17 protein-coding genes are annotated in these 19,768 nt (G+C 39.7%); 11 read left to right on the forward strand and 6 right to left on the reverse strand.

Annotation, left to right across the window (positions count from 1 at the left end; translation table 11 throughout):
- Positions 1-54: 54 nt before the first annotated feature.
- The gene (locus tag HMPREF3034_RS08140; RefSeq protein ID WP_036898754.1) at positions 55-993 is read right to left on the reverse strand and encodes a ribose-phosphate pyrophosphokinase; all 939 of its coding nucleotides are present in this window, start codon (positions 991-993) and stop codon (positions 55-57) included.
- Positions 994-1,025: 32 nt separating this feature from the next.
- Positions 1,026-1,634 (reverse strand): thiamine phosphate synthase, encoded by a 609-nt coding sequence (locus HMPREF3034_RS08145; protein WP_036898746.1) that lies wholly within the window; start codon positions 1,632-1,634, stop codon positions 1,026-1,028.
- Between the two features lie 109 nt (positions 1,635-1,743).
- Here HMPREF3034_RS08145 and nspC point away from each other — a divergent pair, with 109 nt between their 5' ends.
- The 8 genes from nspC to HMPREF3034_RS08185 all read left to right on the forward strand — a co-directional run bounded on the left by nspC (position 1,744) and on the right by HMPREF3034_RS08185 (position 9,905).
- On the forward strand, positions 1,744-2,919 hold the full coding sequence (gene nspC / locus HMPREF3034_RS08150) for a carboxynorspermidine decarboxylase (RefSeq protein WP_062434690.1): 1,176 nt from the start codon (positions 1,744-1,746) through the stop codon (positions 2,917-2,919).
- A gap of 279 nt (positions 2,920-3,198) precedes the next feature.
- Positions 3,199-3,660, forward strand: coding sequence for a helix-turn-helix domain-containing protein (locus HMPREF3034_RS08155; protein ID WP_062434698.1), 462 nt, complete (start codon positions 3,199-3,201; stop codon positions 3,658-3,660).
- 19 nt (positions 3,661-3,679) lie between these two features.
- Positions 3,680-5,635 carry a dipeptidyl-peptidase 3 family protein gene (locus tag HMPREF3034_RS08160; protein ID WP_062434701.1) on the forward strand — a complete coding sequence of 652 codons (1,956 nt, stop codon included), beginning with the start codon at positions 3,680-3,682 and terminating at the stop codon, positions 5,633-5,635.
- 14 nt (positions 5,636-5,649) lie between these two features.
- The gene (locus tag HMPREF3034_RS08165; protein WP_062434704.1) at positions 5,650-6,267 is read left to right on the forward strand and encodes a DNA alkylation repair protein; all 618 of its coding nucleotides are present in this window, start codon (positions 5,650-5,652) and stop codon (positions 6,265-6,267) included.
- A 71-nt stretch (positions 6,268-6,338) separates the two neighbouring features.
- Positions 6,339-6,809 carry a Fur family transcriptional regulator gene (locus HMPREF3034_RS08170; RefSeq protein ID WP_062434707.1) on the forward strand — a complete coding sequence of 157 codons (471 nt, stop codon included), beginning with the start codon at positions 6,339-6,341 and terminating at the stop codon, positions 6,807-6,809.
- A 26-nt stretch (positions 6,810-6,835) separates the two neighbouring features.
- Entirely contained in the window at positions 6,836-8,113 is a 1,278-nt protein-coding gene (locus HMPREF3034_RS08175) for an adenylosuccinate synthase (protein ID WP_036898732.1), read from the forward strand.
- Between the two features lie 3 nt (positions 8,114-8,116).
- Positions 8,117-9,496: a histidine--tRNA ligase gene (gene hisS, locus HMPREF3034_RS08180; RefSeq protein ID WP_062434710.1), complete on the forward strand. Its 1,380-nt coding sequence runs from the start codon at positions 8,117-8,119 to the stop codon at positions 9,494-9,496.
- A complete protein-coding gene (locus HMPREF3034_RS08185) occupies positions 9,489-9,905 on the forward strand; it encodes a Fur family transcriptional regulator (protein ID WP_062434712.1) in 417 nt (138 codons plus the stop codon). The genes hisS and HMPREF3034_RS08185 overlap by 8 nt, the downstream gene beginning before the upstream one ends.
- A gap of 11 nt (positions 9,906-9,916) precedes the next feature.
- Here HMPREF3034_RS08185 and HMPREF3034_RS08190 read toward each other — a convergent pair whose 3' ends face one another.
- From HMPREF3034_RS08190 to HMPREF3034_RS08200, 3 genes are all read right to left on the reverse strand, one after another.
- A complete protein-coding gene (locus HMPREF3034_RS08190; protein ID WP_369796369.1) occupies positions 9,917-11,080 on the reverse strand; it encodes a type IX secretion system plug protein in 1,164 nt (387 codons plus the stop codon).
- A gap of 71 nt (positions 11,081-11,151) precedes the next feature.
- The gene (locus HMPREF3034_RS08195; RefSeq protein ID WP_231725645.1) at positions 11,152-11,808 is read right to left on the reverse strand and encodes a carbohydrate-binding family 9-like protein; all 657 of its coding nucleotides are present in this window, start codon (positions 11,806-11,808) and stop codon (positions 11,152-11,154) included.
- 76 nt (positions 11,809-11,884) lie between these two features.
- The gene (locus tag HMPREF3034_RS08200) at positions 11,885-14,179 is read right to left on the reverse strand and encodes an NADP-dependent malic enzyme (RefSeq protein ID WP_036898719.1); all 2,295 of its coding nucleotides are present in this window, start codon (positions 14,177-14,179) and stop codon (positions 11,885-11,887) included.
- 888 nt (positions 14,180-15,067) lie between these two features.
- Between HMPREF3034_RS08200 and HMPREF3034_RS08205 the strand changes: the two genes are divergently transcribed.
- Both HMPREF3034_RS08205 and HMPREF3034_RS08210 read left to right on the forward strand, forming a co-directional pair.
- A complete protein-coding gene (locus tag HMPREF3034_RS08205; RefSeq protein ID WP_036898702.1) occupies positions 15,068-15,745 on the forward strand; it encodes a tetratricopeptide repeat protein in 678 nt (225 codons plus the stop codon).
- A gap of 127 nt (positions 15,746-15,872) precedes the next feature.
- On the forward strand, positions 15,873-18,074 hold the full coding sequence (locus HMPREF3034_RS08210; protein WP_062434718.1) for a translocation and assembly module lipoprotein TamL: 2,202 nt from the start codon (positions 15,873-15,875) through the stop codon (positions 18,072-18,074).
- 3 nt (positions 18,075-18,077) lie between these two features.
- On the opposite strand, the gene HMPREF3034_RS08215 is transcribed toward HMPREF3034_RS08210, so the two are convergent.
- Positions 18,078-18,881 carry an MBL fold metallo-hydrolase gene (locus tag HMPREF3034_RS08215; protein ID WP_036898699.1) on the reverse strand — a complete coding sequence of 268 codons (804 nt, stop codon included), beginning with the start codon at positions 18,879-18,881 and terminating at the stop codon, positions 18,078-18,080.
- 169 nt (positions 18,882-19,050) lie between these two features.
- On the opposite strand from HMPREF3034_RS08215, the gene HMPREF3034_RS08220 reads away from it, so the two are divergent.
- On the forward strand, positions 19,051-19,449 hold the full coding sequence (locus tag HMPREF3034_RS08220; protein WP_156431081.1) for a hypothetical protein: 399 nt from the start codon (positions 19,051-19,053) through the stop codon (positions 19,447-19,449).
- Positions 19,450-19,768: the final 319 nt, after the last annotated feature.

Below are 19,768 nucleotides of genomic sequence, written 5' to 3' on the forward strand. Positions count from 1 at the left end.
AAGAGAGTGTATCAATTTTGACACACCCTCTTCTTTTTTATATATAGATAATTCTTATACCAAATATTGTGAAGAGATACTCTCATTCTGAACCACGCGCTTGATAGTTTCGGCTATCATATCGGCAACAGAGAGCTGCTTAACTTTCGCACAGCGGTGAGAATAAGGGATAGAGTCGGTGAATACAATCTCTTCCAAAGCCGAATCCTGTACACGCTCAGATGCAGGACCGCTCATAACGCAGTGTGAAGCGCATGCACGAACGCTCAAAGCTCCGGCTTCTTTCATTATGTCGGCCGCCTTGGTAATGGTTCCTGCGGTGTCTACCATATCATCAACGATAACCACATTCTTGCCGGCAACGTCACCAATAATTTGCATGCTGTCTACAACATTGGCACGAGCGCGTGTTTTGTTGCAAAGAACGAGCGGACAACCGAGGTACTTAGCGTAGGTATTAGCACGCTTAGAACCACCCACATCGGGCGAAGCTATCACTAAATCCTTCAAGTGAAGACTCTGTAAATAAGGCAGAATGACGCCTGAAGCATACAAGTGGTCTACAGGAACATCAAAGAATCCTTGAATCTGGTCGGCGTGCAAGTCCATCGTAATCAATCTATCAATGCCCGCAACACTGAGAAGATCGGCCACTAGCTTGGCTCCAATGCTGACTCTCGGTTTGTCTTTGCGGTCCTGACGTGCCCATCCAAAGTAGGGAATAACGGCAATGATATGGCGTGCAGAAGCACGTTTGGCTGCGTCAATCATCAACAGAAGCTCCATAAGATTGTCTGAATTGGGAAAAGTGCTTTGTACGAGGAAGACGTCACGGCCGCGAATGGATTCCTCATAAGACACTGCGAATTCACCATCAGAGAATCTTGTTACTACTAGATTGCCTAAGGGACAACCGAGACTGGCACAAATTTTTTCTGCAAGGTATCTCGTACTTGTTCCCGAGAAAACCAAAAAAGAGTTGTTTTCACTCATTTCCATTAGCGTTTTATTTTGATTTAAGTTTATTAATCAATTGCTTTTCTTAATTGCTCGAAGTGGCCTACCAAATCTTTAAAGTCTACTTGGTTGTGAATGTCGAACCGTTTCCACATATCGCCACAAATCACTACTCCGCCAAATCCAAGTTCTTTAGCGATTGCAATATTATCGAGTCCCATACCTCCTAGTGCATATACCTTCTTATCTATAAGCCTTTTAGCTGCGGCATTCTCCAGTTCTGTTATACTGAAATTCGACCTTTCATCCTTAAACTCAATACAATCAAATACATTCTTCAAAAAGACGTAGTTTGATTTCTTCTTCATTTCTTTGAGTTGAGCAATATCTGTGCATGTGCGACTAACCTTGCCTTTGTAGCCATCCGGCACTTCTATAGAAGGAGTGTCTAAATGAATGCCAGCCAGATTATATTCTTTCTTGAGGTAGAAATGCTCGTGTAGGGTGATACGTTTGTAATACTGTTCTGGGATTAACGACAATAGTCGCTCTTCATAAAGAGAGGATGAATCTGGCTTATAGAGATGTAAATTGTCCATCCCTTCGTCAAAGAGTGTGACAAGAATTTTATCTTCTTCAACAAAGAAAGAAGATTTAGTCATTATTACTAGCTTCATCCGTCTGTAAATATTTACCGATGCAAATTTATGAATTTTATTATAAACTCCCAATTTATTACTGATTAAAAAACTATCTTTGCACTATAAAATACTAACTTTACAGAGAATGACTGTCGACTTGACTACTTTTGCAGGGATTCATCGTCCGATTTATATCTTGGAAGAATCCAAACTGAGACGTAATTTGGAATTGATTCAGCATGTTGCAAAAGCTACTGATGTAGAAATAATATTGGCTTTTAAAGCTTATGCTTTGTGGAAAACTTTCCCAATTTTTAAAGAATATATCGGAGCAACGACTGCTAGCTCTCTCAATGAGGCTAAATTGGCATTTTACGAGTTTGGGAGTAAGGCGCATACGTTCTCTCCTGCATATACTGATTATGAGATAGACGAAATTGCAAAGTACTCTAGTCATCTGACATTTAATTCGTTATCGCAATACGCTCGATACGCTCAAAGAGTGAAAGCTGGCAATCCTAAGATAAGCATAGGCCTGCGGGTAAATCCTGAATATTCGGAAGTTGGTACTGATTTGTATAATCCTTGTGCCCCCGGTACGCGATTTGGAGTTACGGCCGATAAGCTTCCGGTCACATTTCCGAACGACGTAGAGGGCTTTCATTGTCATTGTCATTGCGAGAGTGGAGCCGATGTGTTCCAGCGTACACTCCAACATATAGAAGAAAAGTTTTCTCCTTGGTTCTCACAATTGAAGTGGATTAATTTTGGTGGGGGACATTTGATGACACGAAGTGACTATGATGTTGACCTACTCATTCGTATTTTGGAAGGTTTCCATGATAGATATCCTCATCTGCAAGTAATACTTGAGCCCGGTAGTGCCTTTGCTTGGCAGACTGGTCCGCTCGTATCGCAGGTTGTAGATGTGGTAGAAGACCATGGCATACAGACTGCCATATTGAATGTAAGTTTTACTTGTCATATGCCCGATTGTCTTGAAATGCCTTATCAGCCAGCTGTACGCAATGCGAAGACTTTACCCATGGAGGCGGCAAACGGTGCAAGTTTAGATGCCTATATATATAGATTAGGTGGCAATAGCTGTCTATCCGGCGATTTCATGGGTAGTTGGCAGTTCGACCATCAACTGCAAATTGGAGAGAATATTATATTTGAGGACATGATACATTACACTACTGTCAAGACCAATACATTCAATGGTATCTCGCATCCCGCATTAGGAATAGCTGATGATAGCGGTAATTTAACTATCCTTCGAGAGTATGATTACGAAGACTATAAGTCTCGCATGGATTAGCACTAGGCGTTTCTGATTTTACTGAGTGGGCTTTGCAGAATTGCTGTTGTGTATTTGCAGAATTGCTGAATGGGCTTGACAGCAGTGTTGCTAAGCCCGTGCAACGGATTGATGGTATAGATGGCTGATTGCTATTAGATTTGGAATACAAGGAAAAATGATGCTGGTTACTGTGATATAGTGGTATATATCTTATAATCGACGGTAGTAAAAAATGATAAGTAAAGTCGGTAATGTTATTATTTTTCCCTATATTTGTCTAGTCAAAAGTATATTGCTATGAGTAAGTATAATATTACAGAGAAGAAAGAAAAGAAGGCCGTGTACCGTTCGTTGGTCAATTCGTGTTTAATGGATGAGCTTAAGATGAAAGTTCATGAGATTCTGTTTAAACAGAAACATTATAAGGATAAGGACTATTCTGCAAAAAAACTGGCAGAAGATTTAGGTACTAACACTCGTTATATCTCTGCAGTAGTAAATGTGAAGTTTCACATGAACTATACTTCTTTGGTAAATAAGTATCGCGTAGAAGAGGCTATGGGTATCTTGGCGAGTAAGAGATTCGGTAAATTGAATATGGAAGATGTGTCCGATATGGTCGGGTTTGCCAACAGGCAGAGCTTTTATGCTGCGTTTTATAAACAGAATAAGTGTACTCCGCGAGAATATAGGTTTCAGCATGGAGGCTATACCAAAAGGCCCTCTTCATCAAAAGGAAAGGCGGATAATAACGAGTGAACAAACATATAAAAGAAGAATGCAAGATAATTTTAATTATTCGGGAGAACGATTCGCAGATTTACAGATGCTGCGATATAAGTTAGAAGGATTTGAAGAATTGACTCTTCAGCAGAAATTATATATATATTATTTGTCGAAAGCAACGTTGATAGGGCGTGACATCACGTTCGACCAAAATGGAAAGTATAACCTACGTATTAGATGGATGCTTGAGGCGGTCTATACGAATAGCACGAATCATGGTGATAATAGTAGTTGGGATGCACTTGTAGTGTATTTAAAGCGAGTTTGGTTTTCTAGTGGAATACATCATCATTATGGTTGTGAGAAGTTTGTACCAGATTTTTCAGAGGCTTATTTGCGTCAACAAGTGATGCAAGTAGATGAATCAGTTTTACCATTAAAAACTGACGAACATGCTAAAGATTTGCTAGATGAGCTATGTCCGGTCATCTTTTCTCCGGAAGTTTGTGCCCGTAGAGTCAATCAGACCGATGGGGATGATTTGGTATCAACGTCTGCTTGTAATTTTTACGAAGGGGTACAACAAGCGGAAGTAGAAGCATACTATGACAAGTTGCACAAAAAATATCCAGATAGCAAAGTCTCATGGGGACTTAATTCCAAACTGCTGAAAACAGCCGATGGTATATCGGAGCGGGTTTGGAAGGTGGATGGCATGTATGGTTCAGCCTTGCAACAAATTGTATATTGGCTAGGAAAGGCAAAGGAATTTGCTGAAAATGAAACTCAAGTAAGGGTTATAGAATTGTTGATAAGTTACTATGAAACAGGAGATTTAGAAGTTTTTGATAATTATTCTATTAAATGGCTGCAAGAACTAGATGGACAAGTAGATTTTATCAATGGTTTTATAGAAGTGTATGGTGACCCACTTGGTATGAAAGGTACTTGGGAAGGGCTTGTGGAATATAAGGATTTGCAAGCTACTCAACGAACACAAACGATATGTAGGAATGCCCAATGGTTTGAAGACCACTCTCCGGTTGCTCCTCAATTCAAGAAACCAGTAGTAAAAGGTGTCACAGCTAATGTTGTTAATGCCGCTATGTTGGGTGGCGATGAGTATCCGTCGAGCGCAATAGGAATCAATCTGCCTAATGCTGATTGGATTCGAACAGAATATGGCAGTAAAAGTGTGACAATAGGAAATCTCACTTCTGCTTATAATAAGATAGCAAAAGGCAACGGCTTTTTGGAGGAATTTGTAGACGATGATGCAACTCGCCAACTGATAGAAAAGTATGGTGATATCTGCGATGATTTGCATACTGACCTGCATGAATGTCTAGGGCATGGAAGTGGACGGACTTTGCCCGGTGTTACAACGGAGGCTTTAAAAGCTTATGGTAATACGATAGAGGAGGCTAGGGCAGATTTGTTCGGACTCTATTATGTGGCAGATCCGAAGCTGATAGAGTTAGGATTATTAGATTCTTCTGAAGCCTACAAGAGTCAATACTATACCTATTTGTTGAATGGCTTGCTGACTCAAAATGTGAGAATAAAGGAAGGACAACAACTGGAAGAGGCGCATATGAGGAATAGGGCGTTGATAGGAAATTGGATTTTAAACCATTCGGAAGGTAATGTTAAGCTATTTAAGCTTAATACGAAGACTTTCTTACATGTAGATGATTATCAAAAGCTTAGATACTCTTTTGGAGAACTACTTAAAGAAGTACAGCGTATCAAGAGTGAAGGAGACTTTGAGGCTGCCCGACAGATGGTTGAAACCTATGGCGTAAAGATTGATGCAAGTCTGCATCATGAAGTGTTGGAAAGATACAAGAAACTGAATATAGCACCTTATAAAGGTTTTTTGAATCCGTGGTTAAAGCTCGAATATGGTGCGGATGGTAAGACTGTGACGGACGTATTGGTGGATTACACTGAGACTTATGAACAACAAATGATGAGATATTCAACCGAGTATGCAACATTGATATAAGCAAACAGAATAGAATGGAAGAAATAACACACGAGAAATTAAAGAAGATAAAACAGTCGTTCAGGCTGTATATGAGTGGTCCCACAGCTCATTCTATGGGGCAAAAAGGTGTCAGTTATAAGATTAATTGGGGAGTGCCTTTGCCAGAATTGCAAAAGATGGCTGTGGAATACGGCAAGGATGAAGCATTAGCCTTGGCATTGTGGCAAGAGAATATCAGGGAATGTAAGATTCTTGCAACGCTGATAATGCCGGTGAAATCGCTTACCGATGAGTTGTTGGAAGCATGGGGTGAACAAGTGAATTCGCAGGAAATGGCGGAGTTGTTGGCCTTTAATCTGTTGCAATATTGGGAGCGTTCACCCCAATTAGCTTATAAATGGATGGTGGCGGATAATGAAATGATGCAAATAATGGCTTATCAATTGCTAGCTAGATTGTTTGTGAATGGACATATTCCTACTGATGCTGATGCGCAAGAATATTTAAGTAGCATCGTCGCAGCATTGAAGTGTAAGCATGTTGGAGTCAGACATGCAGCGACTAATAGCCTGTATCGTTTTATGGATTTGGGGGAGGATTATCAAGAGCGGGCAGATATCATTCTACAGAGGTTGGATGGAATATTGTAGATTTTGTCTATCAATGTTTTTATATATAGAAGTTTTTTGATAACTTTGTGGGACAATATGACAGGTGCAATATGAACGAGGAAGCATTAAAGACGGCTCGTGACGTTCTAGATCGCTATTTGGAAAATAATAATAAACGGAAGACTCCGGAACGACATGCCATTTTGGAAACAGCCTATCAGATTGAAGGACATTTTTCATTAGAACAGTTAAGTAGGAAGTTAGAGCAACTTAATTTCAGAGTTAGTCGTGCCACATTGTATAATACAATGCGGTTGTTTCTTAAATTACGCCTGATAGTGCGGCATAAATTGCTAGATGGAACCAAATATGAGATAAGCTATGCTAATAAAAATCATTGCCATCAAATCTGTACGATGTGTGGTAAAGTGACGGAGGTATATTATCCGGAGATAGCTAAGGCCATTGATGAGGTGAAATACAAGCGCTTTTACAAGGACGGCTTCTCTCTATACGTTTATGGCCTTTGTAGTAAATGCCAAACAAAGTTTAATCGTGACAAGTCGAATCAAGTAGAATAGAAATTAAACGAAATATCTATAGAACAATGAACACAACAGGTAAAGTTGATGTCCTGCTCGGATTACAGTGGGGCGATGAAGGTAAAGGGAAGGTTGTTGACGTGCTGACACCTCAATATGATGTTGTGGCTCGTTTCCAAGGGGGGCCAAATGCCGGACATACTTTGGAATTTGAAGGCCAGAAATATGTTTTAAGATCAATCCCCTCCGGCATATTCCAAGGCGGAAAGGTGAATATCATCGGAAATGGAGTAGTTCTTGCTCCCGACTTGTTCATGGATGAAGCGAAGGATTTGGAGAAGAGTGGGCACCCTCTTAAAGAAAGATTGCATATCTCGAAGAAGGCTCATCTGATTATGCCTACACACAGATTATTGGATGCCGCACAAGAGTTGGCTAAAGGTAAGAACAAGGTGGGTACTACAGGTAAGGGCATCGGTCCTACTTATACAGATAAGGTAAGTAGAGCGGGCTTGAGAGTTGGTGATATCCTTGACAAATTTGAAGAGAAATATGCAGCCCATAAAGCACGCCATATTGAAATGTTGAAGGCTCTTAACTACACAGACTTTGATATTACAGAAGTTGAGAAGAAGTGGATGGAAGGTATTGAATATCTCCGTCAATTCCATTTTGTGGATAGTGAGCATGAGATTAATCGATATTTACAAGATGGTTCTAGCATCTTGTGTGAGGGTGCTCAAGGCACAATGTTGGATGTTGATTTCGGCTCATATCCATTTGTGACGTCTTCTAATACGATTTGTGCAGGAGCATGTATCGGCTTGGGTATTGGCCCAAACAAGGTTGGAAACGTGTATGGTATCATGAAAGCTTATTGTACACGAGTAGGTTCCGGACCATTCCCTACGGAATTATTCGATGAAACCGGAAAGAAATTGAGAGACCTAGGACATGAGTATGGAGCTGTTACAGGGCGTGAGCGTCGTTGTGGTTGGATAGATCTTGTCCAATTGCGTTATTCTATTATGGTCAATGGTGTGACCGAATTGATTATGATGAAGAGCGATGTTCTTGATAGTTTTGATACAATTAAGGCATGCACTGCTTATAAGTTGAAGAATGGAGAAGTTACTTCTGATTTCCCATATGATATTGATGAGGTTGAACCTATATATGAAGAGCTACCCGGATGGAAGACTGATATGACTCAATTTACTTCAGAATCTCAATTCCCCAAGGAATTTAGTAGCTATGTGGAGTTCTTAGAGGCTCAGTTGAAGACTCCAATTAAGATTATTTCAATAGGGCCGGATCGCGCCCAAACAATTGTTAGAAAATAAATAATGGCAAATAAACCAAGTATACCCAAGGGGACAAGAGACTTTGGCCCAATAGAAATGGCCAAGCGGAATTATATCTTCTCTACAATAAAAGAAGTATATTCGCTCTATGGCTTTCAACAGATAGAGACGCCGGCATTAGAGACCTTACAGACTCTTATGGGTAAATATGGAGAAGAGGGCGATAAGTTACTCTTCAAAGTATTGAACTCCGGAGACTATTTAGCAAAGATTGATAATCAGGAATTAGAGGAAAGGAACTCTGTAAAATTAGCAAGTAAACTCTGCGAAAAGGGGCTAAGATATGATTTGACGGTTCCTTTTGCAAGATATGTCGCTATGCATAGGGAAGAGCTACAGCTTCCTTTTAAACGTTATCAAATTCAACCGGTATGGCGAGCAGATAGACCCCAGAAGGGACGTTATCGTGAATTCTATCAGTGTGATGCTGATATTGTGGGATCAGACTCATTACTGAATGAGGTAGAACTGATGCAGATCGTTGATACTGTCTTCTCTAAATTTGGCACTCGCGTAGCTATCAAGATTAATAATCGTAAGATATTATCCGGTATAGCCGAGGTGATAGGAGAGGCAGATAAGATCATTGATATTACTGTAGCTATTGATAAGCTCGATAAGATTGGTATTGAGAATGTCAATGAAGAACTACGTAACGATGGTATTAGCGAAGAAGCGATAGCTAAATTGCAACCTGTTATCTCGCTTTCGGGTACTAATGACGAAAAATTGAATACAATGCGAGAGTTCCTGCAAAGTTCAGAAGTTGGCTTGAAGGGAATTGAAGAGACTCAATTTATATTAGATTCACTCAAAGCAGCAACTTTAGAGAATACGATAGAGTTGGACTTATCGCTTGCTCGTGGACTGAATTATTATACCGGAGCCATCTTTGAAGTGAAGGCATTGGATACTCCTATTGGTAGTATTACGGGAGGTGGACGCTATGATAACCTTACCGGTATCCTTGGTTTACCCGGTATCAGTGGGGTTGGTATTAGTTTTGGAGCAGACCGTATTTATGATGTTCTTAATACACTAGACTTATATCCGAAGGAAACGAACAATAGTGTACAGCTTCTTTTCTTGAATTTAGGAGAGGCAGAGGCTGCTTATAGCCTTCAATTAGCAACGGTATCACGCAAGGCAGGGATTCGTACTGAGGTTTATCCAGACCAAGCTAAGATGAAGAAACAGATGAATTATGCTAATGCAAAGAACGTAGGTTATGTTGCTATTGTGGGTGAGAACGAGATGTCTGTTAATAAAGTTACATTAAAAAACATGACCACTGGCGAACAGAAAATGGTCACCTCTTCAGAAATGGTAGAGCTAATTATTCAGTCAGGTAATAATGAATAAGAGTGCTTATCACAAACTCGTAGAGCGAGGTATTCGTCCTTCAGCTCAAAGATTGGCTATAATGGATTATCTCCTGACACATTTTACCCATCCAACTGTGGAAGATGTCTATCAAGGATTACATGATGAGATTCCTACTTTAAGTAGGACGACAGTCTATAATACCTTGCATCTCCTCGCAGAGCGGAATGCGGTGCAAATGATAACGATTGATGATCGACAAGCATGTTACGATGGTAATACAGCACCACATGTTCATTTCTTCTGTAAAAAGTGTGGAAAAATAGTTGATTTGATGGATGAAGATGTTCCCACTTTCAAATTGCCCAAGACCGTTCATGGGCATGTTGTCGATGAAGTACAACTTTATTACAAGGGCATTTGCTCTGAATGTGCGAATATGAAATAAAGTAAGATAGGCTAATGGTAATTAGATAGACCCACTCCAACGAGTCTATCTGTTCTATCTCCGTAACCTCTATAATAGATGAGTGCTTGATATTTGTTCCTAGTTTGAAAGAAGTTTCCTTCACTAGGAACAAATGTCGCACCATTATTAGGATGGTATTGTAAATATTGATAGGAATAGTAACCTTGCTTTAATAGGATGGTTGTTTCGTACATTTGCTCATTTTCATTGTACGATAGCATTGTTTTTTCATTGAATAGGCCATTTGTCCATATTCCATTGATGTAGATAGGATGACTTAATCGAGGTGATTTTAATCTAAAATGTACTTTTAGGTAATCTGATTGTGTATCATTGTCAATATTATCGCTATTGCGAATGAAGAAAGCACCATTGGCTGATTCGTCATATACGTAACTTGTTCGTGGCTCATCTGTTGTAATATACGCATTGAATAGATTGCCATCCCATTTTATAGATTCAACTCTCAGTGTCGGGTGATTATCATCTAGAATCTCAAATTTACGATATTCGTTTCCTCCAGAGAATATTAAATCCTTATTATGACTCCATTGTAATCCGCTAGATGTAGTGTAAGTGGGTGTCGGATTTGCGCATATATTGTCCCATCTACCGTTTTGTAAGATTGTAGCTTTGATTTGCTGACTTGGATTTATAACACTTATACTGCCATAATTTACCTTCATTTCGACTTGTTGATGGCTATGGTTGATGTCTATATCCGTATTGGTAATAACATTAAGATTTACTCCCATCGTCTGTTCTGAAACCAAAATATAAACTGTAAATTCCGGTTGTTCTTTATTATTTAGATCATAAACGGTTATCTTATAGTTTCCTCCAATCTTGAATCTGCAATCCTTATTGGGCAATTCAAATGAATAATGTGTGTATAAGATGTTGGTATTGATGGATTGCTGGGCATCATAGATAATGTTATCTTCTGCAAATCCATCAATAAAGTCATTTTCAAAGAGGTCTTTTGAGATCGCCCAGTCATATTCACAATGCTCTATCTTATATGCATAGTGGTGATAATCGTGAGACAATTCATCAAAAGCAATAGTCAGTGGAGTAGAGCTATCCATATAATATATAGGTAATAACTCATTCACTCCACTGATTTGCAATGAAGCTATATTGTCTGAATACACCTCGTTCCTTTGCGCATAAGTCGAGTTATAAATCAGACAAGCAATGAACAGTATAATATGCCTCAGTCTTATCAAAGTGCCTTATTTGAGCATTGAATCTCTTTGAAGAATGTTGGACAATGGAAGTCCGGCTTTGGGAGATTGATTGGGAATAGTGATAAAAAGTGAGGATGCGGTAATTTGTCACCACATTTATATACATTACCTTGCATTTCAAGTCCATCAAAAGATTTGATATCATGCTTGAAGAATGCCATGGTAGGTATCTTTAAAGATAATTCCCATGTATAAGAGCCTATTTCTGTGTTTTCTATTTCACGATGTTCCAATGAACTCCAACGTTCTACAGTGCTTGTAATGTCTTGATAGGCTAAGGTTCGTGCCTCACGTCCGGGACCAAATCCTACTAATAGCGTACCAATACAATTACATTCAAAATTATAATAGGTCTGTCCGTCGGGTGAAATGAAGAACTCGCAACAAGAATCTTCCCACACATGTCCATTGTCTGTGAGCGCTTGCGCTCTTATAGATTCCTCTTCTACTTTGTAATTGATGAAGATGTATTGGCCGTTATGCGCGATAGCAAATTCTACTTTTGGCTCGTAAGGGAATTGCTCAAACCAATTTGAATGAGTTAATCGTTCGTACTGAATTCCTTTTTCTTGGAATACCTTAGATACAGATGATACGGATATGTCCGTACAAGATAATTTTTCTATAATCAATTTGTTGGTCATAAATTATTAAGTATAAATGGTATGCATATTCCCTAATAGGGAAATGCATACCATTAGTTAGTATTTACTGATTGTTACTTTTCTTCAATTTCTCAACATACGCATCAATTACAGCGACAGCAGTAATGTTTACTACATCATTAACAGAACTTTCGAAGTCGGTAAAGTGAATAGGTTTATTGAGTCCCATTTGAATCGGGCCAATGATTTCTGTATCGGCGTCTAGCGCTTGTAGCAATTTGTAGCTACAATTTGCACTACTCATATTGGGGAATACCAATGTGTTGACGTCCTTACCTTTTAGGCGTGAGAATGGGAACTTGTCGTCTCTCAACTCTTTGTTGAGCGCAAAGTTGACTTGCATTTCACCATCTATAGCCAAATCGGGAAACTCCTTCTGAATTTGCTCTACCGCCATGTGAACTTTAACGGGGCTACCAACTTCGTCGGTACCAAAGTTAGAATAGCTTAGCATGGCCATAACCGGAGTCTCGTTAAAGAACTCTACAGTGTGGGCTGATAACTTAGCGATGTCTGTAAGTACGTTCTCGTCAGGGTGACGGTTAATCAATGTGTCGGCAATATAATAGATACCCTTTTTTGTATTAAGGATATGCATGGTGCCAAATGTCTTATAGCCTTCGCGAACACCAATCACTTCTTTTGCAACTTTGATAGTATTGCTGTATTTGGTGTATAGACCTGTGATGAAAGCATCGGCTATACCATCTTCTACTAGAGACATACCAAAGTAATTGCGTTCGTACATCTTGTCGTAAGCCTCTTCAAAAGTATATCCATTACGAGCTCTCTTTTCGGCTAGATGTTTTGCAAATGTAGCACGACGTCCTTGTTCTTGATCGGCACGCATATCGATAATTTCGATACCATCAAGATTTAATTTCAATCGTTGAGCCAAACGGTTAAGACGGTCAGGATTACCTAATAGGATAGGAAAGCATATACCTTCTTGTTTAGCTTGTACTGCAGCTTTCATCATTGTTGGGTGTCCACCCTCAGCAAATACTACTTTCTGCGGATGTAGTCTAGCTGTTTCGTGAAGTTTTCTGGTCAAAGCTGTTTCCTGTCCCAACAACTGTAACAATCCTTGTTTGTATGAATCCCAGTCTGTAATAGTCTTACGAGCCACACCACTCTCAATAGCTGCTTTGGCAACGGCTGCACTTACTTCTGTAATCAAACGTGGGTCTACAGGCTTCGGTATGAAGTATTTAGGGCCAAATGACAAATCCGTAACATGATAAACTTGATTTACGACATCGGGAACTGTTTGTTTTGCCAAATTGGCAATAGCTTCTACGGCAGCCAATTTCATCTCCTCGTTGATAGCTTTGGCATGGACATCCAACGCACCACGGAAGATATAGGGGAACCCGATTACGTTGTTAATCTGATTAGGATAGTCGCTACGTCCAGTTGACATCAATACATCGGGACGGCTGGCAACGGCATCCTCATAACTAATTTCGGGTACAGGATTGGCCAATGCAAACACGATAGGGTTTTCAGCCATGGAGCGAATCATGTCTTGAGACAAGATATTGCCCTTCGATAAACCTACGAATACGTCTGCACCCTTGATAGCTTCTTCAAGAGTATGGACGTCTCTTCTTGCTGTAGCAAACATTGCTTTCTGTGGTGTGAGTTTCTCTCTGTTGTCAGTGATGACTCCCTTAGAATCCAACATGAGAATGTTTTCTACTTTAGCTCCTAATGCTACATATAATTTTGTACAACTGATAGCAGCTGCTCCGGCTCCATTGACGACAATCTTTACGTCGCCTATATTCTTACCGGCAACTTCCAAAGCATTCTTTAAGCCTGCTGCGGAGATGATAGCCGTACCGTGCTGGTCGTCGTGCATCACTGGAATGTCCAGTGTCTTTTTCAGTCTTTCTTCGATATAAAAACATTCCGGAGCTTTGATATCCTCCAAGTTGATACCACCAAATGAAGGAGCTATTTTCTCAATGGCTTCACAAAATTTCTCAGGGTCTTTTTCATCAACTTCTATGTCAAACACATCTATACCACCATAGATTTTGAATAGCAGTCCTTTACCCTCCATTACAGGCTTTCCACTCATAGCACCAATGTCTCCAAGGCCTAATACTGCCGTACCATTACTGATAACAGCGACTAGATTACCTTTGTCGGTGTACTTGTATACGTCGTCAGGATTCTTCTGAATCTCTAGGCATGGATAGGCTACACCCGGCGAGTAGGCTAGGCTTAAATCGGTCTGTGTATGATAAGGTTTTGTGGGTTTGACTTCTATCTTGCCCGGTCTGATGTTGTTGTGATAAAGGAGCGCGGCCTCCTTTGTAACTTTAACCATAACTATGTATATTATAAAATGTTTAGTAACTATCTCTAAGAAGCAAAGTTACGAAAAAACGTTTAAATGTATATCGGTTTTTCTTGTTTTTTGTATCTTTCCTCTATAAAACCTGAAATAAATTCCCGCCAAAGTAACTAAAACGGCCGTTTTTCGGGACAACCTCACATACCAAGTGTATACAGACTCCTCTCCGAGCCTACATAAATTATAATGATACTTTCCTCTTCGAGCTCAGGGCTCACACTGGGTTCCATCGCCGACCATGTCGTTGGTTAATTTGCAAAGCGAGGTCACATGCCATCTTTCTTCGGGGCATTCTTTTTGAGGTAGAACAGAACCTTAAACGTACTTCGCATAACTCTGACCTTTTATAAGTTACAAAACTATTTATTGTCAGGTTATCCGCTGATACGCAATTCATTGTACTTTGACGGGAAAGATTCCAAGCATTCATTTTTTTTGCCTTTTTTCTTCCCTTTCTCCCTTTATTTGGCTATCTTTGCAGAAGATTTCAGTTGGGGATTAGCTCGTTCATTACCGTTTTTGCCATTCCTTCCTACTTGGATATAGGGTAATGTTTTAGTAACGCTGCTCTGTCCAAAGTTGGCAAAAGTCCGTCTTTTGGCGGTTTTTCCCCCGAATGGTCAAATAATCAGAACTGACTGACTCACAAATCATTTGCTATGTCCTCTCTTTTTTTGGCCGTTGAGGATAGATTTTTGTTTAAAGATAATACATATTGTGACTTGGAGCACGCATTTGGGACAAAGAATTGATGCTGGCCTTGACACTTTTCCATCAAATGCGAAGGCGATTCGGGAATTTATTTCCCGTTTTTTATTTCCACTGGCTTATATATCGCGATTTATATGTAAATTTGTATCCATGAATAGAGTTATTTTAGGTTTCTTACTCATCGTTTTGGGACAGACAATGACTGCTCAAACCAATGCTCAGCTACGTGATAGTCTGAAGTTGGCTACAGAGCGATTAGCATATTATCCAGATAGCATAGATCTCCGATTGAAGAAAACTTCTTGGAATATTCGTCTAGAACAATGGGAGTATGCTAAAGAAGATTTGGATAAGGTGCTTAACTTAAAGCCCACAGATGTTGCGGGGTTATATTTCCGAGCCTTTGTCAATGAGAAACTGAAGCGATACAATTTTGCACGATTGGACTACGAACATCTCTTGTATCTAGTTCCGGGAAATTTCCAAGCGCAACTAGGTTTGGCCTTACTGAATCAAAAAGACCAACATCTTACAGAGGCCTTCGACCAAATCAACCAATTGGCAGAGGCCTATCCTGACAGTGCTATCGTCTATGCTGCCAGAGGAGGCATAGAGAAAGAACGTCAAATGTACGAATTGGCGGAATATGACTATGCAGAAGCGATGAAGCGTGACTGTACGAATATTGATTATATCATCAATCATATTGATCTATGCATTATTTTAAGGAAGAATGAGAAAGCCATAGAAGAGTTACACAGATTAGAGAAATCCGGTATTCCGCGAGCACGTTTAAAAGAATTTTACGACCGAATCAAAAAAGGATAATTTTTCTCATCTCGCATCGAAAAATATATATTGCCACCTCTTTAAGCCTTTAATTAATAGGTATTTATCCTATTTTCGTTGATTTGATTTCTTTTTTCAGCGTTTTTTCGTAAGTTTGCAGTTGATTATGAGATGCAGATTTCATCAACTTCTATTATTAGTACTTGTCTCTTTGCTCACATCTTGTGGAGCATCGAGATTGATTCCTGATAATCACTATTTACTATCAGGAGTAACTGTAAAGTCGAAGTCAAAAGATATTGATGCTGCAACGTTGGCAACTTACGTCCGCCAAAAGCCCAATTCCAAATGGTTTTCTCTGTTCAAGATACCATTAGGTACTTATTCGATGGCTGGTCAAGACACGACAAAATGGCTGAACCGCACACTGCGAAATATGGGAGAAAAACCGGTGTTATTTGATTCAGTACAAGCCCGTTTGTCGTGTATGGACTTACGAAGCGCCATGCAGAATATGGGATATATGCATGCACAGGTGGACTTAAAAACGTCTATGAAACGGAAGAAAATGTATGTCACCTACATACTCAAACCCGGTACGCCTTTTTATATTCACTCTTTAAAATACGATATTCAAGATACACTGATTGCCGAAATATTGAAATCTGCACCCCAGAAAGCTCAATTGAAATCCGGCGATAGATTTACTGTTGATAAGCTTGACCAAGAGCGTAGACGCATTACGCAGTATTTGATGGATAGGGGGTATTATCGTTTTCATCGGGATTTCATTGTTTATAGTGCCGACTCTGCAAGAAATAGTAATGATGTAAACATCACTTTGCACTTGTTGCCCTATAGAGAAAATAGCAAATCGCCCGAAACCCAGCATAAGAGCTATACCATTAGAAATATATTTTATCTCAGCGGAAACGAAGATGGCAAACTTCCGTTGCGCAAGAGTGTGTTGGAGAATAGTACGGCCATGCGTGTTGGAGAACTATATAATTATTCCAAACTGCAACGAACATATAATAATTTTGCGAAATTACAGACAGTAAGATATACCAACATTAATTTCAAGGAGATTCCGGACAGTTCTTTATTGGATTGTGATATTAAGTTGAGTACTAACAAACCGAATACCATATCCTTTCAACCGGAAGGAACCAATACGGCAGGAGATTTAGGTGCTGCAGCCTCTTTGATTTATTCAGACCGTAATCTCTTTCATGGTTCGGAGTTGTTAACTATTCAGTTGCGAGCTGCCTTTGAGGCTATTACCGGCTTGGAGGGCTATCAAAACCAGAACTACGTGGAATACAATCTTGAAACCAAGTTGCAATTTCCACGTTTCGTAGCACCGTTCTTATCCAATTCTTTTAAGAGAAACAGCAACGCAACATCCGAATTGGCTGTAAGTTATAATCTACAAAACCGTCCGGAATTCCACCGCCGAGTCTTTACAACGGCATGGCGTTACCGTTGGAATGAACCACATCATCATTTATCCTACAGACTTGACGTACTAGACCTCAACTATGTCCACATGCCGTGGATTAGTAAAACTTTCAAGTTTAATTATCTAGACAGTATCAGCAACTCCATACTTCGTTACAACTATGAAGATCTCTTCATTATGAAGATAGGAATGGGGGTAACCTATAATGATGGTATCAATGCCATACGAGCCAATGTCGAGACTGCCGGAAACCTGCTGAATAGTTTTTCACATATTGCTGGAACTAAGAAAAACCAACAAGGACAATATACCTTGTTTAATATTGCGTATGCACAGTATGCAAAGTTCGATTTCGACTTTACCCATCTGATACAGTTTGATTTACATAATCAACTGGCATTACACTTCGGACTAGGCTTCGCATGGCCTTATGGGAATAGTTCTGTTCTGCCATTCGAGAAAAGATATTTCTCAGGTGGAGCCAACAGTGTCAGAGGTTGGAGCGTGAGAGAATTGGGACCCGGTAAATACAGAGGAACTGATGGGCGAATAGACTTTATCAATCAAACGGGCGATATGAAGCTTGATATAAATGTGGAATACCGCACATCGCTTTTTTGGAAACTCAATGGTGCTTTATTCGTTGATGCCGGTAACATTTGGACATTAAGAAATTATGCGGAGCAACCGGGCGGTCAATTCCAATTAGATTCATTCTATCAGCAACTTGCCGTGGCTTATGGTCTCGGCCTACGTTTGAATTTCGATTACTTCATTTTGCGCTTTGATATGGGTATGAAAGCCATCAATCCGGCTTATACCACGCAAGAAGAACATTATGCCATTTTCCATCCCAAGTGGAGTAGGGACTTTGCGTTCCATTTCGCGGTCGGTTTCCCTTTCTAAGCATTATTTCAATTCAAAATATCCGGTAGGTATTTTACGTTTCAATACTTCTACTTGAAAGTCAACTCCGGCTATGATTCCGTAAGAGCGTAGCGTTTGTTCCACTGTCTTCTGTGCCAGCACGGGATGGTTGTTCTCCTCACTCAGATGGCATAACCACACATGTCGGAGTTTTTCTGTTGCATTCTCGGCAATAGCTTTAGCACATTCCATGTTGCTGAGATGCCCGGTTGAGCCTGAAATTCTTATTTTTAAATGCTGTGGATAAGGTCCTGTTGCCAACATTTCTTCATCGTGGTTGGCTTCAATTACTAAATAGTTGGCATCACTGATAATTCCTTTCATCTGCTCTGTGATATGTCCTACATCTGTCAGAATGCAGAACGTTACATCATCATAAACGATTTTGTAGCCTACATTATCGGAACTATCATGGGGAACTTCAAAAGGAGTAACGACAAATTCGCCAACATTGATAGCTATATCTTTCTCTATCACTTTCACAAAATCCGGGGCTACCTTTCTCCTTACACAGAAATTCCTTTCAATACCTGCATGTACTTTAAAGGTAGAATAGACTGGTATATCATAATCCGAACTAATACTACCGACAGATTTAATATGGTCGGCATGATCATGAGTAATAAGAATATGATGGATTTGGCTTAGGGAGAAACCATATTCTTTAAAGTGTTTCTTAAGGGTTCTGATACCAACACCCGCATCTATCAGTAGTCCATCGGTTTCCGTATACAAAAGGTAACTGTTTCCACTACTACCACTACCGAAAGATACAAATTTCAACATCCTTTTTCTTTTATTTCCCACAAAATTAGAAAGAATACATGAAAACAACAAATTAATTATTTACCTTTGTCCTATATTTAATGTTTTTAATATGTCGCTTACAAAAACAACTTTTCATCCCATGAGAGCACTGTTGTACTTATCTGTGATCATTCTATTCCCGGTATTTATGGCCTGCGGAGAATCTGGAACTGAGAAGGAGAGTTGTGAAGTTGCCGATTCTTTTGCCACGGCATATTTTAACTGGAACTATAAGAAAGCATTGAAATATACGCATCCTGCATCTAGAAAATGGATTGTCTACGCTGCAACACAAGTCAAACAAGAAGATGTAGACATACTACGTGGCATGGATGAACCGACCGCAATAGAAATCACTGATTATACGAGAGACGAGAAAAACGATTCACTCATGCATGTGACGGTGAGGATTAACAACTTCCTAACTATGGATACCATCGGTACTAGCGGCCATATCATGAAAGAAGGGGAATTTGTCTTGGCTTTGGTATGTATCAAAGGTAAATGGCTAGTAAAACTCGATGAACTACCTAGACCCCTGAAGTGAAAATACTGCATAGCCCTCGCAGGCTTCTTGTTCGGACTTAACAGTTTTACTGCCTAGCTTACGCAGTATTTTTGCCTCGCCCTTGCAGCAATTTAAGCAAATAAGTTTTTAAGCATATAAGTTGTTAGCCTGTCGTTATAAATGTTGACACATACAGTTTGTAAATTATTGGACAAAAGCATAGAGAGACATAAAAATAATTTGAAAGATATCTATATTTTCTCTGACTGGCGCAATGAACAACCACTTTATTAATTTTAATCTAGAATAAAACAAATCTTAACAGACCGAGAACTCTGCAAAACTCTTAGTTTAGAAA

This window comes from Prevotella sp. DNF00663 (assembly GCF_001553265.1).
Lineage (GTDB): Bacteria > Bacteroidota > Bacteroidia > Bacteroidales > Bacteroidaceae > Prevotella.